The organism is Metabacillus sp. GQ13 (assembly GCF_059758525.1).
The window spans coordinates 186,288-200,637 of record NZ_JCAXET010000004.1 but is presented as its reverse complement, the minus strand read 5'-3'; the positions used below and the strand labels follow the sequence as shown (position 1 = coordinate 200,637).

Here is a 14,350-nt window from a genome sequence, read left to right as displayed (position 1 = left end):
GCTACACTATTTTTGATAAAGTACACTTAGAAAAGGATGAGTTCCATGAAGCAGAACACCCCCTCCAACTATGACGGATTGTCCTACGGAATGGTGATCGCCGGACATTTTCATGAGAGCGACACTTATTCTACTCTACGGCCTGACGGCATGAGTGACTGGCTTATCACGTACACGCTAGGAGGTGAAGGTTACTTCGAGACAGACAACTGCAAGCGGCGGGTAAAAGCAGGAGAGGTAACACTGTTGAAGCCAGGAACACCCCATCGTTACGGCACATCTAAACGAAAAAGTTGGCATTTTGTTTGGGCGCATTTTACTGGAGGATTCATGGAAGTGAGTCTATTGCCACACGAACCGCTGACCGTTCGTCAGGTTGAGCAGCAAGCGGTAAGGGAGCGCATCTACAATGCTTTTTGCCGTATTCTGTCCGACTCCCGAGAACGAGGCGCTTATTGGCACGAGATGTGCTTAGGTGGGCTGCGGGAGATCCTGATGCTGCTCGCAAAGCAGCAAACCAGCGGATTTGACCCGCGGATTGAAGAAACGCTTTATTTGCTCGCCCAGCGAATGCATGAGACGGTCCGAGTAGAGGAGCTGGCCCACAGCGTTGGGCTCTCCGCATCGAGATTGTCGCATCTATTTAAAGAAAATACTGGCGAATCGATTGTGGAGTCACTTAACAGAATGCGTATTAAGCAGGCTGCCTTGCTTCTTGCACATACAAATCGAAATGCAAATGAAGCTGCCCTTAAGGTAGGCTTTCAAAATTATAACCACTTTACTCGGCAGTTTCGCAAATATATAGGGCTAACTCCAAGCGAATTCTGCAAAAGTGTCCGGTCTAAAGAGAAGCACCCCCCATATTAGTTGATTTTACAGGGGATATAAATGCCTCGCTTGGCGAACTTGTCGTTTTCAAAACCCTATTTGATAGAGTAACAATCGATGAACTGTTGCATTCAAGCAAATACACCAGGAATATTTGCATCAATTGTACCAGGTTTAGTTAATGTATCCATTATTATCAATCTGTTCATTTAGGAGTCAGTATTTGGGCGATAACCAATAGCAACATTGGATAAATTATTCTTTACCTGATAAATTGTTTTAACTTTCAATCCAGTTATTCCACTTTCATCTTTTAACACTTCGACTGGAGTCATGTTTAATGACTTCTCGAATGGATTACCGTTTCTTTAAGGATATAGATTAATTTTTTTGAGTTTTACTATTTTTTTTACAGAACGGGTATTAAATTATACCAAGCAACGTATCTACCAACTTACCATCCTTAAACAAAATCAATGTACGGATGCTCTGATAATACCGCACGGTGAAGCTAATTCAGGTTCTTCGTCTAGATGAACTAACCACATGTCGCTTGTCCTTTCATTTCCTCAGCTAATTCATTTACTATAGGAAGTTATAACAACTTTACGAGTTAAAACATTACCAGCCCCAGACATTGCTTCAAGTTTATTAAATATTTCTTTTCATCTTCTCTTCTTGTTATAGAGTGTATAAAATCATTATATAACACCAGTTACTTTACTATTTTCAGAGTTCATTACTATTTCAAATTCTCCAAAATAAATAAAAATGTCTTCATTTATATTTTGATTTATACTCCCCATAGTCTACTCACCTAATCTAATTAGAATATTTATTAAATTATTTCCCTTCTACCATTTCTATTTTTTGTCTACCAGTTCCTTCTTTTATCCAACAACAACCTGGCGATTAATCACCTATAAGCAAACTCTTTACTCTACATACTTTCATTCACAAAAGAAGGAATTGTTGCACAGTATGAGTCAAATATGAAGAGATGATCACTTTGAACGTAATCGTCTCTTAGACGTTTATTCTATTACCAGTATTCTTGTACTGTGCATCAAATAGAACTGGTGTTTTTCGTCATGCTTTTTCACCATTCCCCCCTCATTAGAGGTCATTTGTTACTTTAGAATAAAGATTGATAGAAATGTTACCCTAACCTTATATTTAACATCAATAAAAATGACTTCATTTTAATAAAAAGATTGATTAAAAAGGGGGTGACTTTTACAGAATCATTAAAAATTTTAAAGTTAGGTTTGATTTTTTGCATCGTTTAACAACTATCTAATTTTTAATATTATTTTGCCTTTCGCCCTTCCAGATTCCGCATATTCCATCGCTTTTTGAGCATCTTCAAATGGCAAAACTCTATCAATTATAGGTTTTATTTTGCCAGTCTCAATATAGTTTGCGATTATACGTAATTGCTCTCCACTCGGCTTCATAAACAAAAATGTATATTGTGCGTTATGCTTTTTTTCAAGTGTAGTAAGTTTATGACTTGCTGCTGCAAACAACAACGTTTTAAAATACCCCGAACCATATGCTTTACCAAAACGGGCATTCGGTAATCCCGAAACGGAAACAATTTTCCCTCCGCTTTTTATCACTTTGAATGATTTTTCGAGGATCTCTCCACCAAGTGTATCAAATACTGCATCATAGTTTTTCAGTTTCTCTTCAAATTTCTCTGTTTTGTAATTTATTATTTCATCTGCACCAAGCGATTTTACTAAATTCGAACCAGCGTCACTTGCAGTTGTTGCGACATTGGCACCCATTAACTTTGCCAGTTGAATAGCAAATGTACCAACACCACCAGCCCCAGCTTGAATTAAAATCTTTTGTTTCTTTTGTAATTGCAAAATGTCTGTTAGGGCTTGATAGGTGGTTAGCCCAATCAGTGGAATCGAGGCTGCTTCTTCAAAGCTCAAATTTTTAGGTTGTAAGGCGATGTCATCTTCATGAATAGCGATATATTCAGCAAAAGTACCGATTTTACTCTTACGTGGACGTGCATATATTTCGTCACCAACTTTAAAACGAGTCACTTTTGAGCCAACCTTTGCAACAACACCAGAAAAGTCATTCCCTAAGATAAGAGGCATTTTATATTTAACTAACAATTTTACTTTCCCATCGCGTATCTTAAAATCAACAGGATTAATACTAGCTGCATGAATTTCTGCGAGTACCTCATTTTCACCAATTTCAGGTGTGGGCATTTCTGCTAAACGCATTGGCACTTTCCCATATTTATCAATAATCATTGCTCTCATAGTTTTTACCTCCAATTAATGTGTGTTTCATATTCCATTATTTCAATAAAATTTCTGCATGAACTTATCAATATCCAGCACTAGAGCTTTTAATAAACCTAATTCTGAACTTACATTAATATAATAAAAGTTTTTTGTCCCTTCTTTACGCATTAAAATAACGCCAGCATCACGTAATACTTTAAGGTGATGGGACACGGCAGGTCGAGAAAGATGTGTTTGAGCAGTAATTTCACCAACACGTAATCCTGTTTGACAATCCGTCCCCATAAGAACTAACAAGATCGATTGACGTGTTTCATCACCAATTGCTAATAGTACTTTTTGACAGTTAATAAAATCCTCTTTAATCATATTTAGTTGGTCCTGTTTATTCATTCAGTAAAATACCTCCAACAATTAGTTTAATGGTTTAAGTTGATGAACCAAATTACTGAATACAACAATATACCATTGTTATGTTAGGTGCAATATTGAGAAAGCAAATCGAGACGAAGTATTTATGTTACACAGTAAGAGTCAAATGAACAGCAGCTTATTGAATCAGATACTTTTTATCCTGCCCTCGCTTTCGCTCATGAGTAATCTTTGCATACCTTAGTGTCGTATCAGGTGAACTATTACCTAAGAGCTCTTGAATCGCAACCAATTCAGCACCATTATTTAACGTTAAAGTAGCAAAAGTGTGTCTTAAAACATGGGGACTTACTTTGTCTTGTAAACCTGCTTTTTGAGCGATTATATCTATTTCTCTTTGTATTCCTCGTTTAGATAATCTTCTATAAGGTCTTCTCTCTGTAACCATCAAGGCTTCACAATTGTCATTTCTTCCTTTTATATATTTACCTAAATGATACATTGCTCTAATTGAAAAATAGACTTCCCTTTGTTTATCACCTTTACCAATAACTAATGTGCTCATTTTTTGTAGATTGATATCAGCTTTATCTAATCCATGAACTTCAGACAATCTACAACCCGTTGCATACAATATTTCTAGAAAAGCACGCTGCCGGACTGTATCGCAGGATTCTCTTAACATTTCTAGTTCTTCGATTGATAATGATTTTGGAAGTCGGTATTCATCTTTTGGAGCTTTTAATTTGGTAGTTGGATCACGTTTAATATATTCTTCTGAAGCTAACCAACTAAAAAAACTCTTTAAAACAGATAATTTCTTTCTAATTGTGCTCATTTTTAAGGTCCCATCTTGACTTAAATACATTCGAACATCAGCTGTAGCTATGTCCTCAGCCTTCTTTTTTATAATATCAGCAAACATACTTAATTCCATGAGGTAGTTGTCTTGAGTAATAGAACTTAAACCTTCTAGTTTTTTTGCCGAGATGAACAATTGTATTTTATCCTCAAGGTCAGGATGTACCTCACCTAAGTCAACTCTTTGAAAATAATACTCTGATAGAACAGTAGATAATTTATTCTTTGTACTTTCCACTTCAATATCAGGATACAAATCTTTTAAAGCACCAACTAAATCTGATAATATTTGCTCACCTAGATTCATAATAATCAGCTCTCCTTAGTTCTTATTAGTAACTAAGGATTACCTATACACACCCAAAAATACCAACTGAGTAAGTATGAACCGCTTTTTTGATCCTTTGAATAAGAAAGAGACGATTACTTTTGGGGTAATTGTCTCAAAATGGTTGTTTATAGCTAGTATCCTTGTACTGTGCAGTAAATGACTTTGTGTAATTAGTTGTTCTTGTTCAACATAAGCACCCTAAAGTTTAAGTACATTATTTCACAAACCTTTTATACACATAGACAAAAGGTTGCTCCAAATTAGGAACAACCTTTTTAAAATATTAACCAAACTCCCTCATTAGAGATACAGTAAATGGTCAATTTTTATAGCATTAGTTTGAAACATTCTCTTTAACTTGCTTTGGTGAGCGGATAAACAGAAGCGCCACTATTGCACCTAAAAATGCAACAATCCCACCCCAGAAAAACGCTTGTTGATAACCATTGTTTAGAGCGACTATCTGGTTCCCTGCAGTTGCATTGGCTGTTGTAGCTGCAATGGAAACCAGAATGGCTAAGCCTACTGCCGATCCTACTTGATATGTGGTGTTATATAAACCAGATGCAAGGCCTGACTCTTCTGATTTAGCCTCCGATACAGCTGCTGTAGTTGCTGGTAAATAAGCAAGTGCATTTCCAAGAGCGGCCAAAAGAAGTGCGATGAACACATCACTCCAATAGTTACCCTCAATTGTATTTCCAGAAAACATGACACCAGAAATACCAAGTATAATAAATCCGACGAACATAGTAACCTTCATACCAAACTTCGCCATTGCTTTTTCTGCTAGAACAATCATGAATATTGCCATCAAAATCGGTGCTGGTAACATACCCATCGCGGCCATGAAAGGCTCAAATCCCAATACCTGCTGTAAGTAAAGAATTAGGAAATAAATAAGAGGAAACCACGATACCGCTAATATAATGAGCGCAACGTTCCCCGCTGCTAAGTTTGGCGTTCTAAAAATACCAAGTGGCATCAGTGGTTCTTTTCTATACAATTGGATAAGGATAAAGATGATGAACAATAGGGCTCCAATCATCATTGGCAGTATAGTAGACAGTGCTTGCCAACCTTTATGTTCTGCGGTTACGATCCCGTAAACAATCAAAATTAATGCTACCGTAACAGAAATCGCACCTGCATAATCGATACGCCCCATTTTCCTTTTACCTTTATCCAGGATTTTTGGCGACAATACCAAAACAAGAATACCAACAGGAACGTAGAATAATAGTGTCCACCTCCAGCTGAGCAACTGGGTAATGACACCTCCTAGAACGATCCCTATGGATCCACCCGCCGCACCAGATAGCCCCCATATGGCAAGCGCCTTGCCCATTTCCTTTTTATTCGCACTAAACAAAATCATAATAATCGAAAGTGCTGCAGGTGCGATTAAGGCTGAACCCGCACCCTGGACGGCTCGTGAAATGTTAAGTAACATTTCATTCCAAGCTAACCCAGCGAATAAGGATGAGATCGTAAGGATCGAAACCCCAAACATGAAAATTCGTCGTTGACCAAATAAATCAGCCAGCCTTCCCCCCAACAGCAAAAGCCCTCCGAATAAAATTAAAAATGCGTTCATTACCCATTGCAAGTTTGCCTCCGTATATCCTAGGGATTCTTTGATAGACGGCAAGGCAACCTGGATGATTGCGGTATCCATCATGACAAGGAAATTTGCAAAGGCTACCAAAGCAAGTGCTTTCCAACGCATTGGATTAGGTTGCGCAATCGTCTGTGATTGTGTTGACATAAAACAATCTCCTCCAATTTTTTAGATGTATTTTTTATTAGGTAGATTTAATTCCTTGGCTTGGTAATTTCACCACTAAGGACAGGTATTCTACCCTAACTTGTTAATTTATCTTTACCTAATCGCTTCAAAAACTTAAAAAGTGGCTCCCGTTTCTTACCCATTTCTGAATAGGCAGCGATGATCTTTTCTACTGTTTCATACATTTCTTCCTCTGTTAGATTCTCCTTCAGCATAGTACCAACCTCAGCATCTTTTCCTTTTGCTTTTCCTCCAACATATAAATTGTAATGGTCTTTAATTTTCATCACACCGATGTCGCTTAACATCGGTTCACCACAACCGACAGGGCACCCTGTATAAGCAACTTTTAAGGTAAAAGGTACAGCTTTTCCTGCAATACGACGATTTAGCTCTTTTGCTACCGGCATTCCTTCTTCTTCTTCACCTTTACAAAAGTTGCAGGTTCTTAAGCTTTTCACGTAGCTCCCTACTGGGTAACATGCTAATCCAACACGCTCAAATTCTTCCATGATTTCTTCTTTTTTATCTTCTGTAATCTCTAGATAGAGTTGTTGGAAGGTGGTTAACTCAAGTTCCTCATCTTCATCCATATATTTTGAAATGGTTAGCAGTTGTTTTGAGTTTAGTTTAGCTCCAAAACCAATTCCTCCATTTATAGCAATCTTAATCTTTTTACCGGCATCAGCCATACAAATTCCCTCCCTTTCGCAATTAACTACCATACGCTGGTAAGGTATATTTTCTAGCGAGATTCTACCTGCCACTATATACAGTGACAGGTAGATCAACTAGTTCTACTATAACTTCCTTATTTAAAACTATATTTTGTTTAATAGATTGAGGATGTTTCAAAAGATTGAACAACTTTTTTATCTATCTAATTTCACTCTTTGTAAACGCAATGCGTTTAGAACGACCGACACTGAGCTAAATGCCATCGCTGCCCCCGCTACCCATGGTGCAAGCAATCCTACTGCGGCAATTGGAATCCCTATCGTGTTATAGGCAAAAGCCCAGAATAAATTTTGTTTAATATTGCGCATTGTTTTACGGCTCATTAAAATCGCATCAGCAATACTGTTGAGGTCACCACGAATAAGAGTAATATCAGCTGCTTCCATTGCCACATCAGTGCCTGTACCGATGGCCATACCGATATTAGCAGTAGCAAGTGCTGGCGCATCATTTATACCGTCACCGACCATTGCCACTTTTTTGCCTTGATCTTGTAGTTTTTTCACTTCTTCTGCCTTCCCTTCAGGAAGCACTTCCGCGATCACTGCATCAACACCTACCTCTTTACCAATCGCTTGGGCAGTACGTTCATTATCACCTGTCATCATGATTACGTTAATGCCCATTTCCTGTAATCTGCGTACAGCTTCCCGTGAGGTTTCTTTAATGGTATCCGCAACTGCAACGAGCCCTGCATATTTGCCATTAATTCCAGCTAACATCGCTGTTTTACCATCCATCTCAAGTTTTTCCATCGTTGGTAGAACGGATTCAATATCAATACCATACTGCTGCATGAGTTTTCGAGTGCCGATGACAACTCCTTGACCTGAAACTGTTGCTTGCACCCCATAACCTGGAATCGCTTCAAAGAATTGAACATTCCCTAGTTCAATGCCTTTTTCATGAATACCTTCAACTATTGCTTGTGCAAGTGGATGCTCAGATTGTTTTTCGGCTGCCCCAATTAGTGACAATAATGTCGCTTCATCTTGACCATCTGCTACTAAAACATCCGTTAGTACAGGTTTACCATGTGTGACGGTACCTGTTTTATCAACGACTACTGTATCAATCCCTTGGGTTTGTTCTAAATGTTCCCCACCTTTAAATAAAATCCCAAATTCAGCTGCACGACCGGAACCAGCCATAATGGAGGTCGGCGTTGCTAAACCAAGTGCACATGGACAAGCAATAACAAGGATTGCAATTAACACTTCAAGTGCTGGTGTAACCTCACCAGGTTGAACCCAAATTATCCATACTAGGAAGGTAAGGATGGCAATCCCCACTACAATTGGAACAAAAATACCTGAAATTTGGTCCGCCATACGTTGGATCGGTGCTTTCGAGCCTTGTGCATCTTCTACAACTTTAATGATTTGGGCTAATGCTGTATCACGACCAACTTTTGTAGCTGTCATTTTGATGAAGCCATTTTTATTAATTGTTGAGCCATATAATACCTCACCAGGTTTTTTATCGACTGGTAAGCTTTCACCTGTTAACATGGATTCGTCAACAGCTGTTGTTCCTTCTAGTACCTCACCATCAACAGGAATTTTTTCACCAGGTTTCACTAAAAGAGTGTCGCCAATCATGACTTCTTCTAGCGGAACTTCTTTTTCGATTCCATCATGTAAAACAATCGCTGTCTTTGCTTGAAGCCCCATTAACTTTTTAATTGCTTCAGATGAACGACCTTTTGCTTTTGCTTCAAATAATTTCCCTAAAAGGATAAGTGTAATCAATACCGCACTTGTTTCAAAATACAGATGTGGTCCGTGGTGTGTTCCCACTGTAACAATCGATTGATAGACACTGTAAAAATAGGCCGCTGAAGTACCCATGGCAACGAGTACATCCATGTTTGCACTTTTATTACGAAGTGCTTTATATGCACCAACATAAAACTGCTTCCCGATAATAAATTGTACCGGTGTTGCCAAGATCAGTTGTATCCAGGGATTCATTAAGAATTCTGGTACATATAAAAACGATGTAAAGGAAAAGTGACCTACCATCGTCCATAATAGTGGTAACGATAAAATCGCTGAAATAATGAACTTTCGTTGTTGATCTTTAATGTGCTTTTCACGATGGTCAACTTGTTCTTTATCCTCTTGCTTTTGGTGTGCACCGTAACCAAGCTTTTCAACCTTCGTAATAATGTCAGCGATTGTTACTTCCGAAGGGTTAAATTCAATCGTAGCTTTTTCAAGCGCTAAATTAACGTTTGCAGTTGCAACACCTTCAATTTTATTTAAGCCTTTCTCTATACGCGTTGCGCATGCGGCACAAGTCATTCCTGTAATATCAAATTCTGCTTTTTGTTTCACAACACCATAGCCAAGTGCTTCAATTTTATTTTCAAAATCAGCTTCACTCAGTTTTGAAGCGTCATATTTAATAGATGACTTTTCAAGTGCTAAATTGACAGATGCTTGCTCGACACCTTCCATTTTATTTAACCCTTTTTCAATTCGGGTCGCACAAGCGGCACAAGTCATCCCTGTAATTTGAATACTCGCCTCTTTTACCTTACTTGCTGCTTTAGATTCAGTACTCATGATTCTGTCACACCTTTCTTATACCTGCATAGGGTATATTTTGACGAAAATGAGAGAGTGCTATAAAGCACTCTTATTCTACATCATATCCTTGATCTTCAATGGTTTCTTTAATTTTTTCGACGGACACTTGGGCTTCATTGAAGGCTACTTCCATCAAAGCTTCATCTAATTTGACACTAACTTGTTTAACACCTGATAATTCACCTACACTGCCTTCTATAGCCTTCACACAATGTCCACATGACATTCCTTTTATGTTTATTGTTACATTTTTTATGTGTTCTCTCTCCTTTAAATGATATTTTTTCTAGTTTAAAATACACCGTAAGGGTATATAAAAGATAAAGTTTTTTATTTTTTCATTAACTTTTGAAACGTCACTAGTAATTCGTCTAAGACCTCATCATCACCTTCTGAGAGTCGATCTACTACACAACCTTTTAGATGACCTTCCAAAAGAATTTTAGCAACACTGTTTAGTGCAGATTGTGTTGCAGAAATTTGTGTAATCACATCATCACAGTATACGTCTTTGTCTATCATTCCTTTGATTCCTCGAATTTGACCTTCAATACGATTTAATCTAGTTGTTAAATCCTTCTTTACACGCTCTGGATGATGACTTTTTCGACAAGAGGTACCATCTTCTGTATGGCAAGTTTCTACCTTCACTGAGTTTTCCATAACCTCACCTCCCTAACCTGATGAAAGTTTACCATACCCCAGAAGGGTATGTAAAGAAAAAGAAATTGATTTTTCTTCAATCCTTTTAATTCTACATTTCAATAATATTGGCGGCGGGAATCATGGAAAACAGCCGCCATTCACTATCGTGCAGCCAAAACTCTACTTTTTCCTCCATGAATGTATACCATCGTTCATAAGGCTTTTTGATTGGTTGATAGACAGGATCATTCAAAAATTTTCGCTAAAAACATTTTTCATCTCCACCTCTATTTCTTAGTAAGCTGAATCAGCTTATTTCATCTGAACTAATTGTTGTAATACTTCCGCAATATTGCCGTCGATACCAATAGATTTAGCGGCAATGATATCTGGAATATAAAGCTCGCTGCCTCTATTAAAAGTAATGTAAGTAGCATGTTCTTCATTATTGGTTAAATTCATAAAAGGAGCTTTAATCAATTGATTTCTGGCACCTACGCCTAATTCCAGTAGAACTAATTTTTTACCATGGGCTTGATCGATAAAACTCTGATAAGCTTGATAGCTGGCTTGCCAAGACTGGCCTCTTAGAAAATTCCGATCGACTTCGACATGGACTTGCATCGGACCGCCACACTCAGGACACTTTGGAATCAGATCGGAAGGGACTTTTCCATTCTCTTGGTTTCGGGCCATTTTACTCAATATTTCGTCACCTTGATAAATTCGATTATGGCAACCAATAGAACATTGTAAATACCGACTATTGCCCTCTATTTCGAAAAGGCGTTCCTTTTGAAATCCTGCCAGTGTAAAATGAGAATCTGTATTAGAGGTAACCACAAAATAATTTTTATCCTTCACCAGTTCATAAAGATTCTTCATAACAGGACTAGCTTCCTTGTTGTTTAAAAAGTAGGCGTACATACGGCTGAAAAATGCCCACTTTTCTTCCTCGGAAGGATATGGATAAAAAGATCCCTGTAGGATACTACGAAAACCATACTTTTCACGAAAATCACCAAAATGTTCCAGAAAGGACGAATCCTCAGCAAAAATATTATACCCTTCCGAAATGGCGAGGCCGTTACTTGCGCCGATTACAATGCTGTCAGCCTTCTTGATTTTGCTTAAAACTTCTTGATACTTCTCTTCCATATAAACCTCCATTTTTTTTCAAAATTTTAATGAATCTATTTTGCTTATTGAATTCGTGTAATGCGAAGCCGTATTGCTCATTATTTATCCAATATCCACATCTCTTTTTTTCTCTTGTTCAATGCATCTTGTAATACCACGGCAATATCTTCATGAATGGCGAGTCCCTTATCCTTCAGTTCCCTTGGCAACAATGCATCCTTTGGATTGATGGTAATGTAGTATGCATCCGGCCAACTGTAAGTCATGTTCCAGAAGGGTTCTTTGATGAACATCGGTGTCATTGTGCCAACACCTAATTCCAGAAAGAGAACCTTTTTATCTTTGTTTTTAATAAGAAACTCATTGTATTTTCTTAATTCATTTCTGTAAGAGCTGCCTTCTAGAAATACATAAGAGCGCACCCATGGTTCCATTTCCTGCCCGCACTTTGGACATAATGGAATTAACTCTGTTGGAATTCTGGTTCCATCTATGTTTGCATACATGTTCTCGACTCGCTCTTTATTAAAATAAACCTGATCATGGCAACGGGAGCTGCATTGAAAATAACGCAAATCCCCTTAAATTGGGGAAACTTTCTCTTCAGGGAAAGTTTTGGAAAACAGTGCGTCTTGATTCGTTGTAACAATGAAATAGTTTTTGCCTTGAAGTAGTTGCGATAAATCAAGGTAAGGGCGACCGGCTTCGGCATCATATATAAATTTGATTTCAGTTGCAAGATAAGCCCACCGTTCTTCACTTGTAGAAAAACGGTAATAAAAGCCATCAAAAAGGTTTTTAATACCATATTTATCTGCAAATTTCCCAAAATGCTTCAGAAATTTTTCATCAGTATGATAAAAACTATGTCCGATAGCCTCAGACATCCCAGCAGCGCCACCAACCACAATCGCGTCCGCTGCTTCGATTTTTTCAAGTAATGTGTCTATGTTGACTTGATATAGTTGTGATAACATCATTTTCATCCTCCATTTTAATGATTTAATTTGTATCTAGGAACTTTCAATTATCCCCCGGCCGATCATTGACCGGTTTTTTCCTTCTCTTTCACAGCATCTTGAAGTACCTGAGCAATGTCAGAGCATAATCAAGAAAATTAAAGGAGCAAAAAGGGTATAATACAGTATTTGAGGATTTATACACTTTTTGCTGTTTTTATTTGATCTTAGAGATAAGGTAAACATATATTGTCATGTGGCAGTCAACGGATTCTGTTCTTTAATCTCTTGTATGGATAAATATATACTATAATTTCCATATCCAAGAAGGTTATTAAGAAAAAGATTTAATTGATCTTGAGAATTAACTTTGAATGATCATCACAGGTACAACCTAGACCTTTTATTGTTCCAAAGGTGCTTCGTGCTTTTCTAATTTTTTCGCTAAGCTTTCTCCCAATTGGTTATCTTTCCACATAACTGTAATACCGAAGCAATGTATAATCATTGATGTGAAATACCTCTCCACAATACTGTCTACTCTTTTAGAAGATTTCGTTCAAAAAATAGCTAAGGAGCTCATGATTATCAATAATCATGAGCTCCTTGTATCACTACAGAACAAATAAATATGCTTAGAAACTGCACAAAATATAATTAAGATTCACAATTAACCTGAGTTTCTATTCAAGAACAGAACTTTATCCAACTAAAGGATTCAACACCACAAATCGGTTGCCAACAAATCTTCACTGACAATGCTAGTGGAGACAAATCATCAAGAACCGGACTAGACGATGCTTTTGATTTTTTAAGAGAGGAAGACACATTGGTTATTTGGAAAAGTGCTTCATAAAAACGACGAACTTATTCGTAATTGGTTTCAATTGACATGATTGTCTTTCCACTCCTATAAAATTAAAACTACAACTTCTGTCTCCTCTATTCTTTAAAATGAATATGTTTCTCCGTCTTCAGGTACTAAAACTTTCGAGGAGATTCCTTTTTCATTAATAAAGCTTTTTAATTCTTCTTTTGATAATGTCCAATGATTGACAGCTTCCATATGGACAGAAATGATTTTTGCATCTGGAGCAGCTTTATAAACTTCATAAATGTCATCTTTCCCCATAATTAGAGAACCACCTTCAGAGAGTTGAACATCCCCGCCGTTGACAACAATGATTTCTGGTTTTTGTGTTTCAATTACTTCCTGAACAGCTTCATACCAAACAGTATCTCCAGCTACATATAAAGTTTTCTCATTTGAGTGTTTGAAGACAACGCCGCACACTAGACCAGTAACCTTTAGGATTTCGCCTCTTCCATGCTCACCTTTTGTTTTAATTAATTGGATTCCTTCAAAGACTGTATTCTCTTGTAAAACCTCTACATTTTGGAAGCCTGCATTTCGAATTTCATTCGCATCTTCTTCATTTTGGGAAAATATTTTAATCTCTTTGGGCAGCGCTTCTTTAGCAGCATCATCCCAGTGGTCATAATGTAGATGAGTGACAATAACAGCATCAACATTATGAATGATATCGTCAATGGATATTGGTAAACTAACTAAAGGATTATTTGAGTTGTTTTGTCTTAATGAAGGGAAAGGCGGGTAAGTGCCTTTTTCTGATAACATTGGATCGATTAAAAATTTCTTTCCCGCATATTCAACGACAATTGTTGCATTACGAATTTGATGTATATTCATATATATTAACCCCTTTATCTTTTAAATTTCATCTGAACAATGTATAGTCTACACTATGGACACTTAACAGATACATAGATTAAGTAAAGTCTTTTGGCGGTTT

Annotated in this window: 15 protein-coding genes; 2 read left to right on the top strand and 13 right to left on the bottom strand. The window is 37.4% G+C overall.

Features of this window, described 5'->3' with window-relative positions; all coding sequences use genetic code 11:
- Positions 1 to 45 precede the first annotated feature (45 nt).
- A complete protein-coding gene (locus tag AC6CHR_RS06365; protein ID WP_498247710.1) occupies positions 46 to 870 on the top strand; it encodes a helix-turn-helix domain-containing protein in 825 nt (274 codons plus the stop codon).
- A gap of 170 nt (positions 871 to 1,040) precedes the next feature.
- On the opposite strand, the gene AC6CHR_RS06360 is transcribed toward AC6CHR_RS06365, so the two are convergent.
- From AC6CHR_RS06360 to AC6CHR_RS06305, 12 genes are all read right to left on the bottom strand, one after another.
- Positions 1,041 to 1,166: a hypothetical protein gene (locus AC6CHR_RS06360; RefSeq protein ID WP_498247709.1), complete on the bottom strand. Its 126-nt coding sequence runs from the start codon at positions 1,164 to 1,166 to the stop codon at positions 1,041 to 1,043.
- Positions 1,167 to 2,123: 957 nt separating this feature from the next.
- Positions 2,124 to 3,122, bottom strand: coding sequence for an NADP-dependent oxidoreductase (locus tag AC6CHR_RS06355; protein ID WP_498247708.1), 999 nt, complete (start codon positions 3,120 to 3,122; stop codon positions 2,124 to 2,126).
- A gap of 42 nt (positions 3,123 to 3,164) precedes the next feature.
- Complete coding sequence (locus AC6CHR_RS06350; protein WP_498247706.1) at positions 3,165 to 3,500, bottom strand: ArsR/SmtB family transcription factor; 336 nt, start codon at positions 3,498 to 3,500, stop codon at positions 3,165 to 3,167.
- A gap of 157 nt (positions 3,501 to 3,657) precedes the next feature.
- Positions 3,658 to 4,647 carry a tyrosine-type recombinase/integrase gene (locus AC6CHR_RS06345; protein ID WP_498247704.1) on the bottom strand — a complete coding sequence of 330 codons (990 nt, stop codon included), beginning with the start codon at positions 4,645 to 4,647 and terminating at the stop codon, positions 3,658 to 3,660.
- A gap of 358 nt (positions 4,648 to 5,005) precedes the next feature.
- A complete protein-coding gene (locus AC6CHR_RS06340) occupies positions 5,006 to 6,439 on the bottom strand; it encodes an MFS transporter (RefSeq protein WP_498247702.1) in 1,434 nt (477 codons plus the stop codon).
- A 95-nt stretch (positions 6,440 to 6,534) separates the two neighbouring features.
- A complete protein-coding gene (locus AC6CHR_RS06335; RefSeq protein ID WP_498247700.1) occupies positions 6,535 to 7,152 on the bottom strand; it encodes a nitrite reductase in 618 nt (205 codons plus the stop codon).
- Between the two features lie 180 nt (positions 7,153 to 7,332).
- Entirely contained in the window at positions 7,333 to 9,768 is a 2,436-nt protein-coding gene (locus AC6CHR_RS06330; protein WP_498247698.1) for a heavy metal translocating P-type ATPase, read from the bottom strand.
- A gap of 73 nt (positions 9,769 to 9,841) precedes the next feature.
- On the bottom strand, positions 9,842 to 10,048 hold the full coding sequence (gene copZ / locus AC6CHR_RS06325) for a copper chaperone CopZ (RefSeq protein WP_498247841.1): 207 nt from the start codon (positions 10,046 to 10,048) through the stop codon (positions 9,842 to 9,844).
- A 74-nt stretch (positions 10,049 to 10,122) separates the two neighbouring features.
- Positions 10,123 to 10,455 carry a metal-sensitive transcriptional regulator gene (locus tag AC6CHR_RS06320; protein ID WP_498247696.1) on the bottom strand — a complete coding sequence of 111 codons (333 nt, stop codon included), beginning with the start codon at positions 10,453 to 10,455 and terminating at the stop codon, positions 10,123 to 10,125.
- A gap of 294 nt (positions 10,456 to 10,749) precedes the next feature.
- Positions 10,750 to 11,595 carry an SIR2 family NAD-dependent protein deacylase gene (locus AC6CHR_RS06315; protein ID WP_498247694.1) on the bottom strand — a complete coding sequence of 282 codons (846 nt, stop codon included), beginning with the start codon at positions 11,593 to 11,595 and terminating at the stop codon, positions 10,750 to 10,752.
- A gap of 80 nt (positions 11,596 to 11,675) precedes the next feature.
- Positions 11,676 to 12,083, bottom strand: a complete 408-nt coding sequence (locus AC6CHR_RS06310; RefSeq protein WP_498247692.1) for a hypothetical protein — start codon at positions 12,081 to 12,083, stop codon at positions 11,676 to 11,678.
- Positions 12,084 to 12,158: 75 nt separating this feature from the next.
- Complete coding sequence (locus AC6CHR_RS06305; RefSeq protein ID WP_498247690.1) at positions 12,159 to 12,554, bottom strand: SIR2 family NAD-dependent protein deacylase; 396 nt, start codon at positions 12,552 to 12,554, stop codon at positions 12,159 to 12,161.
- A gap of 667 nt (positions 12,555 to 13,221) precedes the next feature.
- On the opposite strand from AC6CHR_RS06305, the gene AC6CHR_RS06300 reads away from it, so the two are divergent.
- Positions 13,222 to 13,392, top strand: coding sequence for a hypothetical protein (locus tag AC6CHR_RS06300; RefSeq protein WP_498247840.1), 171 nt, complete (start codon positions 13,222 to 13,224; stop codon positions 13,390 to 13,392).
- Positions 13,393 to 13,485: 93 nt separating this feature from the next.
- On the opposite strand, the gene AC6CHR_RS06295 is transcribed toward AC6CHR_RS06300, so the two are convergent.
- The gene (locus AC6CHR_RS06295; protein WP_498247688.1) at positions 13,486 to 14,247 is read right to left on the bottom strand and encodes an MBL fold metallo-hydrolase; all 762 of its coding nucleotides are present in this window, start codon (positions 14,245 to 14,247) and stop codon (positions 13,486 to 13,488) included.
- Between the last annotated feature and the right edge of the window lie 103 nt (positions 14,248 to 14,350).

Coding starts and splice junctions, on each gene's coding strand:
- AC6CHR_RS06315 (WP_498247694.1), bottom strand. CDS start 11,595: ATGGAAGAGAAGTATCAAGAAGTTTTAAGCAAAATCAAGAAGGCTGAC.
- AC6CHR_RS06350 (WP_498247706.1), bottom strand. CDS start 3,500: ATGAATAAACAGGACCAACTAAATATGATTAAAGAGGATTTTATTAAC.
- AC6CHR_RS06360 (WP_498247709.1), bottom strand. CDS start 1,166: ATGACTCCAGTCGAAGTGTTAAAAGATGAAAGTGGAATAACTGGATTG.
- AC6CHR_RS06320 (WP_498247696.1), bottom strand. CDS start 10,455: ATGGAAAACTCAGTGAAGGTAGAAACTTGCCATACAGAAGATGGTACC.
- AC6CHR_RS06310 (WP_498247692.1), bottom strand. CDS start 12,083: ATGTATGCAAACATAGATGGAACCAGAATTCCAACAGAGTTAATTCCA.
- AC6CHR_RS06340 (WP_498247702.1), bottom strand. CDS start 6,439: ATGTCAACACAATCACAGACGATTGCGCAACCTAATCCAATGCGTTGG.
- AC6CHR_RS06295 (WP_498247688.1), bottom strand. CDS start 14,247: ATGAATATACATCAAATTCGTAATGCAACAATTGTCGTTGAATATGCG.
- AC6CHR_RS06355 (WP_498247708.1), bottom strand. CDS start 3,122: ATGAGAGCAATGATTATTGATAAATATGGGAAAGTGCCAATGCGTTTA.
- AC6CHR_RS06345 (WP_498247704.1), bottom strand. CDS start 4,647: ATGAATCTAGGTGAGCAAATATTATCAGATTTAGTTGGTGCTTTAAAA.
- AC6CHR_RS06330 (WP_498247698.1), bottom strand. CDS start 9,768: ATGAGTACTGAATCTAAAGCAGCAAGTAAGGTAAAAGAGGCGAGTATT.
- AC6CHR_RS06305 (WP_498247690.1), bottom strand. CDS start 12,554: ATGTTATCACAACTATATCAAGTCAACATAGACACATTACTTGAAAAA.
- AC6CHR_RS06335 (WP_498247700.1), bottom strand. CDS start 7,152: ATGGCTGATGCCGGTAAAAAGATTAAGATTGCTATAAATGGAGGAATT.
- AC6CHR_RS06365 (WP_498247710.1), top strand. CDS start 46: ATGAAGCAGAACACCCCCTCCAACTATGACGGATTGTCCTACGGAATG.